The organism is Streptomyces sp. NBC_01306 (assembly GCF_026340465.1).
Lineage (GTDB): Bacteria > Actinomycetota > Actinomycetes > Streptomycetales > Streptomycetaceae > Streptomyces.
This window is the reverse complement of sequence record NZ_JAPEPC010000001.1, coordinates 6,731,578-6,746,029: the sequence shown is the minus strand read 5'-3', so window position 1 is coordinate 6,746,029 and position 14,452 is coordinate 6,731,578. Positions and strand designations below refer to the sequence as shown.

10 protein-coding genes and 1 pseudogene are annotated in these 14,452 nt (G+C 73.4%); 6 read left to right on the top strand and 5 right to left on the bottom strand.

All coding sequences use genetic code 11. From position 1 onward, the window contains the following. Window positions 1-54: 54 nt before the first annotated feature. Window positions 55-885 (top strand): alpha/beta fold hydrolase, encoded by an 831-nt coding sequence (locus OG385_RS29825; protein ID WP_266859357.1) that lies wholly within the window; start codon window positions 55-57, stop codon window positions 883-885. 36 nt (window positions 886-921) lie between these two features. Here OG385_RS29825 and OG385_RS29820 read toward each other — a convergent pair. After that, window positions 922-1,758 (bottom strand): annotated as a pseudogene (locus OG385_RS29820) (EamA family transporter); the annotation flags it as partial. A 47-nt stretch (window positions 1,759-1,805) separates the two neighbouring features. Here OG385_RS29820 and OG385_RS29815 point away from each other — a divergent pair. Next, entirely contained in the window at window positions 1,806-3,257 is a 1,452-nt protein-coding gene (locus OG385_RS29815) for a PLP-dependent aminotransferase family protein (protein WP_266859355.1), read from the top strand. 186 nt (window positions 3,258-3,443) lie between these two features. After that, window positions 3,444-4,946: a GNAT family N-acetyltransferase gene (locus OG385_RS29810; RefSeq protein WP_266859353.1), complete on the top strand. Its 1,503-nt coding sequence runs from the start codon at window positions 3,444-3,446 to the stop codon at window positions 4,944-4,946. On the opposite strand, the gene OG385_RS29805 is transcribed toward OG385_RS29810, so the two are convergent. Further along, entirely contained in the window at window positions 4,837-6,075 is a 1,239-nt protein-coding gene (locus OG385_RS29805) for a PLP-dependent aspartate aminotransferase family protein (protein ID WP_266859351.1), read from the bottom strand. The two genes, OG385_RS29810 and OG385_RS29805, sit on opposite strands and share 110 nt — an antisense overlap. 59 nt (window positions 6,076-6,134) lie before the next feature. Between OG385_RS29805 and OG385_RS29800 the strand changes: the two genes are divergently transcribed. Next, a complete protein-coding gene (locus OG385_RS29800; protein ID WP_164265070.1) occupies window positions 6,135-6,608 on the top strand; it encodes an Lrp/AsnC family transcriptional regulator in 474 nt (157 codons plus the stop codon). 96 nt (window positions 6,609-6,704) lie between these two features. Continuing rightward, window positions 6,705-8,396, top strand: coding sequence for a DUF885 domain-containing protein (locus OG385_RS29795; protein WP_266859348.1), 1,692 nt, complete (start codon window positions 6,705-6,707; stop codon window positions 8,394-8,396). Between the two features lie 101 nt (window positions 8,397-8,497). Here OG385_RS29795 and OG385_RS29790 read toward each other — a convergent pair whose 3' ends face one another. The 3 genes from OG385_RS29790 to OG385_RS29780 all read right to left on the bottom strand — a co-directional run bounded on the left by OG385_RS29790 (window position 8,498) and on the right by OG385_RS29780 (window position 13,767). Continuing rightward, a complete protein-coding gene (locus OG385_RS29790; protein ID WP_266859346.1) occupies window positions 8,498-11,509 on the bottom strand; it encodes an SMC family ATPase in 3,012 nt (1,003 codons plus the stop codon). Beyond that, entirely contained in the window at window positions 11,506-12,672 is a 1,167-nt protein-coding gene (locus tag OG385_RS29785; protein WP_266859345.1) for an exonuclease SbcCD subunit D, read from the bottom strand. Before OG385_RS29785 ends, OG385_RS29790 begins: the two co-directional genes overlap by 4 nt. Window positions 12,673-12,777: 105 nt before the next feature. Further along, on the bottom strand, window positions 12,778-13,767 hold the full coding sequence (locus OG385_RS29780) for an NADPH:quinone reductase (RefSeq protein WP_266859343.1): 990 nt from the start codon (window positions 13,765-13,767) through the stop codon (window positions 12,778-12,780). Between the two features lie 218 nt (window positions 13,768-13,985). Between OG385_RS29780 and OG385_RS29775 the strand changes: the two genes are divergently transcribed. Then, complete coding sequence (locus tag OG385_RS29775) at window positions 13,986-14,384, top strand: GNAT family N-acetyltransferase (RefSeq protein ID WP_266859341.1); 399 nt, start codon at window positions 13,986-13,988, stop codon at window positions 14,382-14,384. Window positions 14,385-14,452: the final 68 nt, after the last annotated feature.

The following is a 14,452-nucleotide window of genomic DNA, read 5'->3' as shown; positions in this document are numbered from 1 at the left end:
GGTCCAAGAGCCGGTTCCTGCCCTCAGGGACCCCCACCCCCAGGGAGCAGCAGCATGACCGCCCAGGTCTCCTTCACGATCGACACTCCGACGGGGCAGAAACCGGTCCACGTGGCGTACGAGCGCACCGGATCCGGCGCCCCGCTCCTGCTGCTGCACGGTATCGGCCACCACCGGCAGGCGTGGGATCCCGTGGTGCACATCCTGGCCGCCGAGCGTGAGGTGATCGCCGTGGACCTGCCCGGGTTCGGCGCCTCGCCCGCACTGCCCGACGGCGTGCCGTACGACCTCGCGTCCGTCGTGCCGCTGCTCGGCGCGATGTGCGAGGCGCTCGGCGCCGAACGGCCCCATGTGGCGGGGAACTCGCTCGGCGGCCTGCTCGCGCTGGAGCTGGGCAGCAGGAAGCTCGTACGGTCGGTCACCGCCCTCTCCCCGGCCGGGTTCTGGACGCCGGGCGAGCGGCGCTACGCGTTCTCGACGCTGACGGCGATGCGGCACGGTGCACGGCTGCTGCCGCCCCCGGTGGTCGAGCGGCTGTCGCGCTCGGCGGCCGGACGGGCGGCCCTCACCGGCACCATCTACGCCCGGCCGGGGCGCCGTTCACCGGAGGCCGTCGTCGCGGAGACCCGGGCGCTGCGCGGTGCGACCGGCTTCGGCGAAACCCTCGCCGCCGGCCGGGACGTACTCTTCACCTCCGAGGTGAGCGCCGTACCCGTCACCGTCGCGTGGGGCACGAAGGACCGCATCCTGCTGCGGCGCCAGGGCATCCGCGCCAAGCACACCATCCCCGGCGCCCGGCTGGTCCGGCTGCCCGGCTGCGGCCATGTCCCGATGAGTGACGACCCCGCCCTGGTGGCCCGCGTCATCCTCGACACCAGCCGCTGAGCGGCGTCCGGCCGCCCGGGACCCGAGTGTCACCCCCACCGCGACCAGAGCGCTGCCCGCGGCCTGCGGCGCGCCGTAGCCCCCGGCGCCGACCAGAGGCGCGGTCAGCGCGGCAGCCACGGGGATCAGGCCAGAGAACAGCGTGGCCCGCTCGGCGCCGATCCGCTGCATCCCGCTGTACCAGCAGACGAACCCGATGACGGTGACCACGACGGCCTGCCAGCCGAGTGCCAGCGCCTCCGCGGTGTCCGGCGCCCGGAGGAAACGGGGTCCGTCCACGGCGATGCCGATCACGGCCGATTCGAGGGCCGCCACCGCACACACCGTGGCGGACAGCAGCTTCGGGCCGAGGGGCCGCAGCACCGGAGGGGCAAGGACGGCGAAGCCCACCTCGCCCGCGAGTGCGCCCGCCGAGCAGCCGATCCCCATGGCGTCGGTGCGGCCCCAGCCCTGGACCGCGAAGGCACCCGCGGCCACCAGCAGCGCGCCCAGGAGAACCGGCCGGGCCGGCCGCCGCCCGCCGGCCAGCGGCACGAGCACCGCGACGACGACCGGCGCGCAGCCGACGAAGACACCGGGGACGGCGGGCTCCGCGGTCCGTTCCGCGGCCAGCACCGCCAGGTTGAATCCGACCATCCCGACGGCGGCGAGCAGCGCGAGACGCCCCCACTGTCCGGCGCCGAGTGCACGCAGCCGCACCGCGCCGCCCCGCCCCAGCATCGGCAGGAGCAACAGGGCGGCCAGCGCGTACCGCAGGGCCTGGCCGCCCGCGTACGGGTAGTCGCCGAGCACGCTGTTGGCCGTGAACGAGCCACCGACGAGGACACAGGCGAGCGCCGCGAGGAGCGCCCCCCGTACGGGAGTTGAGGTCATACGGACGAGGCTAGAGGGGCCGGTGGCCCGTATTAGGGTCCACTCGTATGACGCTATCGGGGACCAATCCGCCGGACTCCGCCCCGCCCGGTACGGCCGCGCGTCCCGCCGGGTCACCGGCCTGGGAGCTGCTGCTGCCTGTCACGGCCGCGCCGCCCCGCCGCCGCGGCCGGGAGTTGCAGGAGGCGCTGCGCGCCGCGGTACGGGCCGGGCGGCTGCCGGCCGGGACCCGGCTGCCGTCCAGCCGTGCGCTCGCGGCCGACCTCGGTGTGTCGCGCGGTCTGGTCACCGAGGCGTACGAGCAGCTGACCGCTGAGGGCTATCTGCGCACCGGCCGGGGTGCGGGCACCTGGGTGGGCGGCGCCGTTCGCCCGTCGGCGGGCGGTGTACGGGGTCCGGCGCCGCGCGGGCCCGGCGTACAGGTCGACTTCCGCCCGGGGACACCCGATCTCTCGCTCTTCCCGCGCGCCGCCTGGAGCGCCGCCCACCGCTCCGTACTGACGAGGCTGCCGCACCACGCGCTCGGCTACCCGGATCCGCGTGGCCTTCCCGAGCTGCGCGGGGCGCTGGCGGAGCTGCTCACCCGGCGTCGCGGAGTGGTGACGGATCCGGAGCGCCTCGTGGTCTGTTCCGGTGTCGCGCAGGCGACCACCCTGCTCGGCCTGGTGCTCCACGCGCGCGGCCTGCGCACCGTCGGCGTCGAGGATCCCGGCAGTCCCGAGCACACGACCCTCTTCGCCGCGGCCGGGCTGCGCACCGCTGCGCTGCCGCTCGACGCGGAGGGGCCGGCTCCGGGCCCGCTCGCCGCGAGCGGAGTGCGCGCCGTGGTCACCACCCCGGCGCACCAGTTCCCCACCGGTATCGCCTGCTCCCCGGCCCGGCGCTCCCAACTCCTCGACTGGGCACGCTCGGTGGACGGGCTGGTCGTCGAGGACGACTACGACGGGGACTTCCGTTACGACCGCGCGCCGGTCGGGGCGCTCCAGGGGCTCGATCCCGGACGTGTCGCGTACACCGGCTCGGTGAGCAAGTCCCTCGCGCCCGGCCTGCGACTGGGCTGGCTGGTCGCTCCGGAGTGGCTGACCGGCGAGATCGTCGCGCGTAAACGCACCATGGATCTCGGCAATCCCGCCATCGACCAGGCGCTGCTGGCCGAGTTCATCAGGGGCGGCGGCTACGACCGCCAGTTGCGGCGCTGCCAGCGCGTCTACCGGGAGCGGCGGGACGCCCTGGTCCGGGCTCTCGACGAGCACATCCCGGGGGCCACGGTCAGCGGGATCGCCGCCGGACTCCATGTCATCGCGCGGCTGCCGGAGTCTCACGGCCCGCAGGACCGCTTTCTGGAGCGGGCGGCCCGGGCGGGTGCCGCGGTGCGTCCGCTGTCCGACTACGGAACCGCCCGCCCCCCGGACGGCGTCGTACGTCTGGTGCTCGGATACGCGCATCTGACACCGCCGGAGATCGAGCGCGGTATCCGGCTGCTGGCAGGAACCAATTGAGGCCCGTGGCGGTTCACTTGGGGTGAGGGGGTACGTTCAATGGCAACTGCATCACCATGGGGCACCGGGCGGGACGCTTCGCGTCTTTTCCGGCGGGAAAAAGTTATCAATCAACCAAAATCACACTTAACCCATCAGTCACAGGGTGTTCGTGATCAGGCAACACCGCTCGGTCACAGTGAGGGCATGACCGATGTGAATCCCGCGAAGAGCGCCCGTCGCCCGCACCACTGGCGCCGGGACCTCATCGAACTGGCCGCCCTGTTCACCGCCGTCGCCCTCGCCGACGCCGTCGCCGATCTCGTCGCGCACGGGCCCGACGGGCCCTTCCTCCTGGTCGCCGCCGCCGTGGCGCTCACCGGCACGGCGGCGTTCCACCTCTGGTGGGCCCAGCGCCACAGCCACGCGCCACCGTCCGGGCAGTCGTCCGGACAGTCCGGCGCAAGCGGCACAGCAGCCACGTCGGCCGCTCCCCACGACGAGCATGTGCACGGCGGCACAGGCAGCGATCACAGCAGCGAAAACAGCGACACGGACGGGGTGGCACGGTCCGAGACCGTGCTGTGGCGGATGCGTACGACCGTACGGGACGAGCCCGGCAGCCTGGCCGCGCTGTGCACGGCGCTGGCCCGTCACCAGGTCGACATCCTGACGCTCCAGACCCACCCGCTCGCCGACGGCACGGTCGACGAGTTCCTGCTCCGCGCCCCGGCCGCCTTCCAGTCCCGGCAGCTCGGCCACGAGGTGTCGGCGGCAGGCGGGCACGACACATGGATCGAGCGCGCGGACGCCCACGACCTGGTCGACGCACCGACCCGGGTGCTGGGTCTCGCCACCCGCACCGCCCTGGATGCCGCCGAACTCCCACTGGCACTGCGTCAGTTGCTCGGCCGCTGCACCATTCACTCGCTCCCCGCCGTGTCGGTCGGGGGCGCATCCGCCGATGAGCCGACGCCCGCGGACGGCGTTCTTGAGGAGCGGGTGATGCGGCTGCGCGACCCGTCCGGCGGCACGATCACGGTCGAGCGGCCCCATCTGCCGTTCACCCCGACGGAGTTCGCCCGCGCCAGGGCCCTCATCGAACTCGACGCCCGCCTCGGCCCGCGGATGCCCCGCCGCCGGGAAGTCTTCACCCTCCCCGAGGGCAACGAGATCACCGTGCGCAGGGCCGGTCCCGACGACGCGCAGGCGGCCAGGGCGATGCACGACCGGTGCACCGACCGGACCCTCGGCCTGCGGTACCACGGCCCCGTCGGCGATGCTGACCGCTATCTCGGCCATCTGCTGAGCCCCCGCTTCGGCCGCACCCTCGCCGTGCAGACCGCTTCGGGGCGCATCGTCGGCCTCGGCCACCTCCTGTGGGACGGTGACGAGACCGAGGTCGCACTGCTCGTCGAGGATGCCTGGCAGCGCCGCGGCATCGGCTCCGAACTGCTCGGCCGGCTGCTGGCGCTGGCCGAGGAGACCGGGTGCGAGAGCGTGTACGCGGTGACGCAGGCGTCCAACACCGGGATGGTGGCGGCGATGCGCGGCCTCGGGCTGCCCCTCGACTACCAGATCGAGGAAGGCACTCTGGTGATCACCGCACGGCTGGCGACGACGCCCGCGCACTCCCGTCCGGCGCCCGACCTGCCGTACGGCCTCCCGCGTGAACTGCCGTACGGGCCGAGCGAGCAGAGCGGCCACTGAGCGCCCCGTCCAGGTCCGCCCAGAGATCGTCCACGTCCTCCAGCCCCACCGACATCCGCAGCAACTGCTCGCTCACACCTGCGGACCGCCGGTCTCCCTCGGCCACGATGCGGTGACTGATGGAGGCGGGGTGCTGGATGAGGGTGTCGACGCTGCCAAGGCTGACGGCCGGGGTGATCAGCCGTACGTCCGCGATCACCCGGTGCGGATCGCCGTGCACCTCGAAGGCCACCATGGCGCCGCCCAGCTTCGGATAGTGGACCGCCGCGACCCTCGGGTCGGCGGCCAGTCTGCGGGCCAGCTCGGCGGCCGTCCCTGCGGCGGCCCGCATCCTGACCGGCAGGGTCGAGAGCCCGCGCAGCAGCAGATATCCGGACAGCGGGTGCAGGACGCCGCCGGTCGCGAACCGCAGCTGGCGCAGCACCCGTGCGAACTCCTCGTCGCAGGCCACCACACCGGCCAGCACATCGCCGTGCCCGCCCAGATACTTCGTCGCACTGTGCAGGACGATCCGCGCCCCGTGCTCCAGCGGCCGCTGGAGGACCGGGGTCGCGAAGGTGCTGTCGACGAGCAGCGGCACCGCGCCGCAGGAGTGCGCCAGCGCCCGGATGTCGGTCTCGGCGAGGGTCGGGTTGGCAGGGGTCTCCACCATCACCAGGCCGGTCTCCGGACGGATCGCTTCGGCGACACCCGCCGGGTCGGTCCAGGTCACCTCGGTACCGAGCAGCCCGGCGGTGAGCAGATGATCGCTGCATCCGTACAGCGGGCGGACCGCGACGACATGGCGCAGCCCCTGGCTCGAACGGGCGAGCAGCACCGCGGTGAGCGCGGCCATTCCGCTGGCGAAAGCCACCGCGCTCGCGGCCCCCTCCAGCCGGGCGAGCGCCGTCTCGAAGCGCGCGGTGGTGGGGTTGTCGAGCCTGGCGTAGACCGGCGGCCCCTGCGGACGGGCCCCGGTGGCGGCGAACTCGTCGATCCTGGCCGCCTCCTGCCTGCTGTCGTACGAGGGGTACGTCGTCGACAGGTCGATCGGGACGGCGTGCAGGCCGAGACCGGCGAGGTCTTCGCGTCCGGCGTGCACCGCTTCGGTGGCCAGGGCCCTGGATGTGGTCGGGGGATCGGATTTCATGAGGAAATCCTGAACAGCCTCCGGGTAGTTGGGGCCAAAGCCCGTGTTACGTTCGGCCGATGGCCGAATCCGTCGTACTCGACCCGGTCGATCTGCATCTGCTCCGCCTCCTGCAGAACGATGCCCGGACGACCTACCGTGAGCTGGCTGCCGAGGTCGGGGTCGCCGCATCGACCTGCCTCGACCGGGTGGCCCGGCTGCGCCGCTCCGGAGTGGTCCTGGGCCATCAGCTGCGGCTCGACCCGGCGAAGCTGGGGCGGGGCCTCGAAGCGCTGCTCTCGGTGCAGGTACGGCCGCACCGCCGGGAGCTGGTCGGCCCGTTCGTGGAGCGGATCCGCGGACTGCCCGAGTCACGGGCCCTCTTCCATCTGGCGGGTCCTGACGACTACCTGGTGCATGTGGCGGTGGCGGACACCGCGGACCTGCAGCGGCTGGTTCTGGACGAGTTCACGGCCCACCGCGAAGTGGCCCGGGTGGAGACCCGGCTGATCTTCCAGCAGTGGGACTGCGGGCCGCTGCTGCCGCCGGGGTGAGCGCCCCGGGGAGCACGGGCCCGGAGAGAGACGGCCCGGAGGGTGATGACGCGGAGAGTGATGGCGCGGAACTCCCCGCCGTACGAAGATGTCCGCATGTCACAGACTCTCAGCAGCCCACTGCCCCGTCAGGTCGCCGACGCCTATGTCGACTCCCTGATCGCTCTCGACCCGATCACCGGCACCTATCTCGGAGTGCGCGAGAGCTCCAGCGGCCTTCCCGACTTCTCCCCCGCCGGGCAGGCCGCCCTCGCCGCGCTCGCGCGGACGACCCTGGCCGAACTCGACGCCGCGGAGCGCCGGCCGGGCGGGGACAGCGATGCCGAGCGGCGCTGCGGCAGGCTGCTGCGCGAGCGGCTCAACGCCGAACTGGCCGTGCACGAGGCCGATGAGGCGCTGCGCGCCGTCAGCAACATCCACTCCCCGGCCCATGCCGTGCGTGAGGTGTTCACCGTGACGCCCACCGAGACCGACGAGGACTGGGCGGCCGTAGCCGAGCGCCTCGGCGGCGTGCCCGCCGCGCTCGACGGGTACCGCGAGTCCCTGGCCCTCGGGCTCGAACGGGGGCTGCTCGGCGGCCCGCGCCCCACCGAGACGTTCATCGGCCAGCTCACGGAGTGGGCCGGTACCGGCGGGGAAGGCACCGGCTGGTTCGAGGAGTTCGCCGCAGCGGGCCCGGATTCACTGCGCAAGGAGCTGGACTCCGCGGCCCGTTCCGCGACCGGTGCGGTGGCCGCGTTGCGCGACTGGATGCGCGATGTCTACGCGCCGGCGGTCGAGGACGCACCGGACACGGTCGGCCGCGAGCGGTACGCCCGCTGGTCACGCTATTTCAACGGCACCGACCTTGATCTGGACGAGGCGTACGCGTACGGCTGGTCCGAATACCACCGCCTGCTGGCCGAGATGAGGACCGAGGCCGCGAAGATCCTGCCGGGGGCCAGTCCCTGGGAGGCGCTGGCGCACCTGGATGAGCACGGCACCCACATCGAGGGCGTGGACGAGGTCCAGAAGTGGCTCCAGGGGCTGATGTCGGAGGCGATGGAATCGCTCGACGGCACCCATTTCGAACTCGCCGAGCGGGTACGGAAGGTCGAGTCCCGGATCGCACCGCCCGGCGGCGCCGCCGCTCCGTACTACACACCGCCGTCCGAGGACTTCTCGCGGCCCGGATGTACCTGGCTGCCGACCATGGGCGAGACCCGCTTCCCGGTGTACGACCTGGTCTCCACCTGGTACCACGAGGGGGTGCCCGGGCACCATCTCCAGCTGGCGCAGTGGGTGCACGTCTCGGACCAGCTCTCCCGCTACCAGGCGAGTGTCGGGATGGTCAGCGCCAACGCGGAGGGCTGGGCGCTCTACGCCGAGCGCCTCATGGACGAGCTGGGCTTCCTGCCGGACGCGGAGCGCAGGCTCGGGTATCTGGACGCGCAGATGATGCGTGCCTGCCGGGTGATCGTGGACATCGGCATGCACCTGGAACTGGAGATTCCGGCCGATTCGCCGTTCCACCCGGGCGAGCGCTGGACGCCGGAGCTGGCCCAGGAGTTCTTCGGCAACCACAGCGGGCGGCCCGCGGACTTCGTGGAGAGCGAGCTCATCCGCTATCTGTCGATGCCGGGCCAGGCCATCGGGTACAAGCTGGGCGAGCGCGCCTGGCTGCTGGGCCGGGAGAACGCCCGCAAGGCGCACGGTGACTCCTTCGACGCGAAGGCCTGGCACATGGCCGCGCTGTCGCAGGGGTCGCTGGGTCTTGACGATCTGGTGGACGAGATCTCGAAGCTGTAGGGAGGCAGGTGCCGGCGCGGGTGCTCCCCGCGCGGTACGGCGGTGGCCGGGCTCGCGGGTGCGCGGGCCCGGCGGCCGTCGGCGGCCGGGTCCGGCACCGCTCAGCGGGAGGAGCCCGCCGCGTGGTGCCTGACCGCCGATCCGCTCTGCTCCTTGACGACCTCCAGTTGGGCCGGGATCCGGCGGCGCAGGTCGCCGACATGGCTGACGATGCCGACGCTGCGGTCCCGTTCGCGCAGGGAGTCCAGGACGTCGAGCACGTCGTCCAGCGTCTGGTCGTCCAGACTTCCGAAGCCCTCATCGATGAAGAGTGTGTCCAGCCGTATGCCGCCCGCTTCGTCGGTGACCACGTCGGCCAGGCCCAGCGCGAGGGCCAGTGACGCGAAGAACGTCTCGCCTCCGGACAGCGTCGCGGTGTCGCGCTCCCGCCCCGTCCAGGAGTCCAGGACGTGCAGCCCGAGCCCGGAGCGGCCCCGGCCGCCCGCTCTGGCATCGGAGTGGACCAGGGTGTAGCGCCCGGCCGACATGGTCTGCAGCCGGACGGTGGCCGCCGCGGCGACCTGTTCCAGACGGGCGGCCAGGACGTACGACTCCAGGCGCATCTTCCGTTCGTTGTCGGCCGATGTCCCCGCGGTGAGCGTGGCGAGGCGGGCCACCCTGTCGTACTCGGCGCGCAGCGGACCGAGGCCGGCGAGCTCGTCGGCGGCCTGCGCGGAGAGGCGCCGGAGCGCGATGCGGCGCTCGGCAGCGGCGTCCAGTACGGACGATGCCTCCAGGAAGGCGCGCTCCGCGGTGTCGAACTCCGCCCGGGCCGCGCCGGGATCGGCCGGCGGGCGACCGGCGGCGTCGGCCGCGTCCTGCTCGGCGAGGCGCTCGGCCAGTGCGGCCTCCTCAGCCTGCCAGGCGTCGAGGCGCTGCTGCAGGCGGCGCTGTTCGCTGTCGTCGGTCAGTTCGGCGGCGGCCTCCTGCGGGGTGTCGAAGCCGGCCCGGAAGGCGGCGTCGGCGAGCCGGTCGTCGGCCTCCTTGAGCCGCTGGGCGGTGGTGTCGACCGCGCGTACCGCGTCGGCCGCCCGGTCCAGGAACCGCATCCGGTGTTCGAGCCGTGTGGCGTGTTCGGCGACGCTGCCCGCGCCGCCGCGCGCCCCCACCAGCTCCTCCTCGATCGCGGACTGCTCCCGCTCCAGTGCCTCGCGCTGCGAGGTCCGGGCGGCGGAGCGGCGTTCGGCCTGCTGCTGGGCGGCGGTCCGCCCGGCGTGTTCGCGCTCGGCCCGGGCGCGCTCCTCCCGCGCGGCGTGCATCCCGGCAGCCGTACCGTGGGCCTCGGCATGGTCGCGCTGCAACTGGCCGACCAGTTCGGCGAGTTCACCCGTGGTGGCGCTGCCCGCCCCCGCGCGCGCTTCAGCGACCGCCTCGCGGACGGCGCCGAGTGCGCGCTCCGCTTCGGCACGGTCCTCGTCGGCGCGGGTGTGCGTCTCGTACGCCGCCTCCTCCGCGGCGCGGTCCACATGGCCGGCCCCGGGCATGGCGGGCGCCGGGTGGTCGGCCGCGCCGCACACCGCGCAGGGCTCGCCGTCCCGCAGCCCGGCGGCCAGCTCGGCCGCGACCCCGCGCAGCCGGCGCTCCCGCAGGTCGAGCCAGGTCTCGTGCGCCGCGTTCGCCCGCTCGCGCGCCGCGCTCAGCCGCCCCTCCGCTGCCGCCGCGTCGGTGGCGAGCCGGTCGCGGGCGCGTGCCGCCTCCAGCCGGCGGCGGGCCGGTTCGAGCTGTCCCGCCAGCTGCTCGGCACGGGTCGCGGCCTCCTGTGCGGCCTCGATCCGGTCCTGGCAGCGGCGCAGGACGGTGTCCCAGTCGGTCAGCCAGCCGGCCGCCTCGCGGATCAGCTCGTCGTCGGCGTGCGCCTGCCGGTCCAGGCCCGCACGCTCGGCGGTGATCTCCGCGCTGCGCCGCTCGGCCCGGCGCGCCGCGTCCAGCGCCCCGAGGTCCTGGCGGAGCCTGCGCTCCAGCGCGGAGAGCTGGTCGGCGCCCGCGTCGGCCAGCTCGGCGGGCAGTTCGCGCCGGGCGCGCTCCCGGGCATCTGCCGCGTCGCGGTGCTCCTGGGCCGCTTCGTCGCGCTGGGTCAGCGCGTCGCCGACCCGTTCGGCCCGGCGCGCCCGGTCCAGCCTGGCGCGCACCTCCTCGCGCTCGCCGCGGCGGTTCGCCAGCTCTTCGGTCCGGCGTCGCGTCTGCTCGAACCGCTCCTGGAGCCTGGCCAGTTCGCGCTGGTCCTCCAGGTTTGTCCGGGCCGCTGCCTGCCGGCTCTCCGCTGCGGACAGGGCCGCCCGCGCGATGTCGAGCCGTTCGCCGGCTCCGCAGCGGGCCACCGCGGCCCACTGCAGTACGGCCTCGGCGAGACCGGGATCGCCCGGCCGGTCGACGGGCAGCGGCCAGTCGTCCGCGGCCGGGCCCGCGGCCTCGGCCATCCGGTGCGCGAGGGTCAGCAGCCGCTCGTCACCGGCGAGCACCTGTGTCTCGGCCGCCCGGCGCAGCGCGGCGAGGCGCTCCTCGACGGCGGCGAAGCGCCGGGTGTCGAAGAGGCGGCCGAGCAGCTTTCCGCGCGCCTCGGCGTCCGCCCGCAGGAAACGGGCGAAGTCGCCCTGGGGCAGCAGCACCACCTGGCAGAACTGTTCCCTGCTCATCCCGATGAGCTGGGTGATCTCCTCGCCGATCTCCTGGTGGGACTTGCTCAGCGACCGCCAGCTGCCGGTCTGCGAGTCGTACTCGCGCAGTCTGCTCTGCGCCTTCTCCGTGACGAAGCCCTCGCCGCGCTTCTTGGGGCGCGGCTGCGCCGGCAGCCGGGTGACCTCCAGGCGGCGGTCGCCGACACTCAGTTCCAGCGAGATCTCGGTGGGCTCGTCGACCAGGGCGTGGTCGCTGCGCAGGGTGGTCCCGGGCCCCTGCCTCGCGCCGGGTACCGCTCCGTAGAGCGCGTAACACACGGCATCGAGGACCGACGTCTTGCCGGCGCCGGTCGGTCCGTGGAGGAGGAAGAGCCCGGCTTCGGAGAGCGAGTCGAAGTCGACTTCCTGGCGTGCGGCGAAGGGGCCGAAGGCGGCGATGCGCAGGGTGTGCAGCCTCATCGCGCCACCTCGTTCGCCCCGTCGTCCACCCGGACGTCGTCGATGGCGCCGGAGAGCACGCCCCGCTCCGCCGCGTCGGGCCCCGCGCCGCCCCGTACGTGCGCCACGAAGTCCTCGGCGATCTGCTGGTCGGTGCGCCCCTTGAGGCGCTGGGCGTAGGAGGCGAGCGGGTCCCCGGTGGTCCGGTCCGGCTCGAAGACCAGGCTGAGCGTGTGCGGGAAGCGCGCGCCGAGCCTGGCCATCGGCTCGGTGGGCCGTACCGGGTCGGTGAGTGTGGCCTCCACCCAGGACTCCTCGTACCGCTCCAGCGCCGGATCCTCCAGCAGTGCGTCGAGACGGCCCCGGATCCTGGCGAGCCGCCGGGGGACGGGGCAGTCGATCCGCTCGGCGGCGATCTCTCCGGCGGGGCCGAGGTCGATCAGCCACATCGTCTTGCGGTGGGCGGCCTCGGAGAAGGAGTAGGCGAGCGGGGAGCCCGAGTAGCGGACCCGCTCGGTGAGCGTCTGGCTGCCGTGCAGATGGCCGAGGGCGACATAGTCGACGCCGGAGAAGACTCCGGCCGGTACGGCGGCCACCCCGCCGACGGTGATGTCGCGCTCACTGTCGCTGGGCTCTCCGCCGGCGACGAAGGCATGGGCGAGGACCACGGAGCGGGTGCCGGGGGCCCGTCCTGCGAGGTCCGCGCGCACCCGGTCCATCGCGGCGGTCAGTACGGCTTCGTGCCCCGCCCTGGCCGCCTTCAACTCGTCGCGGACCAGGGCCGGTTCCAGATAGGGCAGCCCGTAGAGCACCACATCGCCGTACTGGTCGGAGAGGAGCACCGGAGTGGCGCACTCCGCCGGATCGGTCCGCAGATGTATTCCGGCCAGCCGGATGAGACCCGCGCCCACTCCGAGCCTGCGGGCCGAGTCGTGGTTGCCCGAGATCATCACCGTCGCGACGCCCGCTTCGGCGAGCCGGTGCAGCGCACGGTCGAAGAGCTCCACCGCGGCGAGCGGGGGCACCGCCCTGTCGTAGACGTCTCCGGCCACCAGGACCGCGTCCACCTCGTGGGCCCGTACGGTCGCCACCAGGTGGTCGAGGTACGCGGCCTGGGCGTCGAGGAGTCCGACGCGGTGGAAGGAGCGGCCGAGGTGCCAGTCCGATGTGTGCAGAATCCTCAAGGTGCTGCTCCGACCTGCATTTTTTCCTCACTCCGCCCCGCCACCCCGTCCATCACGCACCTCAGTCTGCCACCGGTGCCGGGGGCGGTGCGGCCATGGAGGCTGTCAGTGGTCCGGGCGGAGAACGACCCTTCTGCCGTGGAGCCGGCCGTCCTCCATCCGGCGGTGGGTCTCCGCGGCGGAGCTCAGCGGAAGCGTCTCGATGGCGCGGGGGCGCAGGCGGGCATCGCTCAGGAAGCTGTTGACAGTGACGGCGACCTCGGCCAGCTCCGCCGCGGTCGCGTGGGAGATGACGAATCCGACGACCGAGCAGTCGTTCATGTAGAGCGGTCCGGCCGGCAGAACAGGACGGGACCTGGCCCCGGCCAGCAGCACGATCCTGCCGCGACGGGCCAGGAGGCCGACGGCGTTCGCCAGATCGTTCTCACCCGCGGTGTCGAGGTAGAGGTCCACGCCCTGCGGCGTGGCGGCCCGGATGTGCCGGAAGAGGTCGGGGTCCCGGTAGTCCAGGACCTCCGAGGCGCCGAGGGAGCGGCAGTACTCGGCGTCCCGGGCGCCGGCGGTGGCGACGACCCGGGCGCCCGCCCGGACGGCCAGGACGACCAGCGCGCTCCCGACGTTCCCGGCGGCGCCGGCGACGAGGACCGTCTCACCGGCGCGGATCCTGCCGTGGGTGAACAGGGCGAGACAGGCCGTAGCGGCGGGGTGGACCAGGGCAACCGCCTCGTACGGGTCGACCCCGTCGGGAAGACGGTAGAGCCGGTCGGCCGCCACCACGGCCTGCTCTGCGGCGGCCCCCTGCCGGCCTCCGTGGCCGAGGCTGTTGCTCCACACCAGGTCGCCCACCGCGAAGCCCGGTGCTTCCGGACCTGCCGTGGAGAGAGCGGAGACCCTGCCGACCAGATCCCGGCCGATCACGAACGGGAAGTCGACGGGTGTGGGGAAGATTCCCGAGCGGACGAAGGTGTCCACCGGATTGACCGTGGTGGCGAGCACATCGACGAGTACGTCGGCGGGGCCCGGCAGGGGTGGCGGCAGCTCGCCGTAGCGTATGACGTCCGGGGTGCCGAGCTGTTCTATGTAGGCGGCGCGCATGGTTCAGCATCCTGACACGGCCGGCACGGGCCGCCAGGAACGGAACCGATGTCCGTCAACTCGGCCCGGCCGGTGAGACGGGTATCGGACACCCCGCAGACCGCTGGGCCTGCGGCCGGGCCGCCGGCTCGGGCGCACCCTCCGACGGTCCGGCGTCCGGGTCGTAGGCTGCCGGTGTGAACCTGACAACAGCTGACATTGTGCCCGGGCAGGCAGCCATGCGCACCGAAATAGGCCCGCTCCTGCGGACGTTGCGGCCCGGCCTCAGCGAAGCGGCGTTCATGTCCTTCGCCTCTGAGGCCCACCGGCAGGGTCTCGTCTTCACCGCTGCCTACGTCCCGGACGGGCCGTGCGTGGGCGTGGCGACTCACCGGACGCTGGTGACGAGCCGGGGCCGGCTGCTGTTCGTCGACGATCTGGTCACCGACCCGGGGGTGCGGTCGGGTGGCGTCGGAAGTCTGCTGATGGAGGAGCTGGAGGCGCGGGCCAGGCGCGCCGGCTGCACTCGGATCGAACTCGACTCGGGGGTCGCCAATCACGGAGCCCACCGCTTCTACCACGCCCACCGCATGGTGATCGCGGCCCACCACTTCGGCCGGGACATCAGTCCGGAATGAGCGTGCAACATGGCACCCCAAGGGGCGACTTGACGGACCCGCGCCCCGGGCTTTGACCCACGACACAG

Excerpts from the sequence above, each read along its gene's own strand:
- OG385_RS29825 (WP_266859357.1), top strand. The coding sequence starts at position 55 with ATGACCGCCCAGGTCTCCTTCACGATCGACACTCCGACGGGGCAGAAA.
- OG385_RS29815 (WP_266859355.1), top strand. The coding sequence starts at position 1,806 with ATGACGCTATCGGGGACCAATCCGCCGGACTCCGCCCCGCCCGGTACG.
- OG385_RS29810 (WP_266859353.1), top strand. The coding sequence starts at position 3,444 with ATGACCGATGTGAATCCCGCGAAGAGCGCCCGTCGCCCGCACCACTGG.
- OG385_RS29805 (WP_266859351.1), bottom strand. The coding sequence starts at position 6,075 with ATGAAATCCGATCCCCCGACCACATCCAGGGCCCTGGCCACCGAAGCG.
- OG385_RS29800 (WP_164265070.1), top strand. The coding sequence starts at position 6,135 with ATGGCCGAATCCGTCGTACTCGACCCGGTCGATCTGCATCTGCTCCGC.
- OG385_RS29795 (WP_266859348.1), top strand. The coding sequence starts at position 6,705 with ATGTCACAGACTCTCAGCAGCCCACTGCCCCGTCAGGTCGCCGACGCC.
- OG385_RS29790 (WP_266859346.1), bottom strand. The coding sequence starts at position 11,509 with ATGAGGCTGCACACCCTGCGCATCGCCGCCTTCGGCCCCTTCGCCGCA.
- OG385_RS29780 (WP_266859343.1), bottom strand. The coding sequence starts at position 13,767 with ATGCGCGCCGCCTACATAGAACAGCTCGGCACCCCGGACGTCATACGC.
- OG385_RS29775 (WP_266859341.1), top strand. The coding sequence starts at position 13,986 with ATGCGCACCGAAATAGGCCCGCTCCTGCGGACGTTGCGGCCCGGCCTC.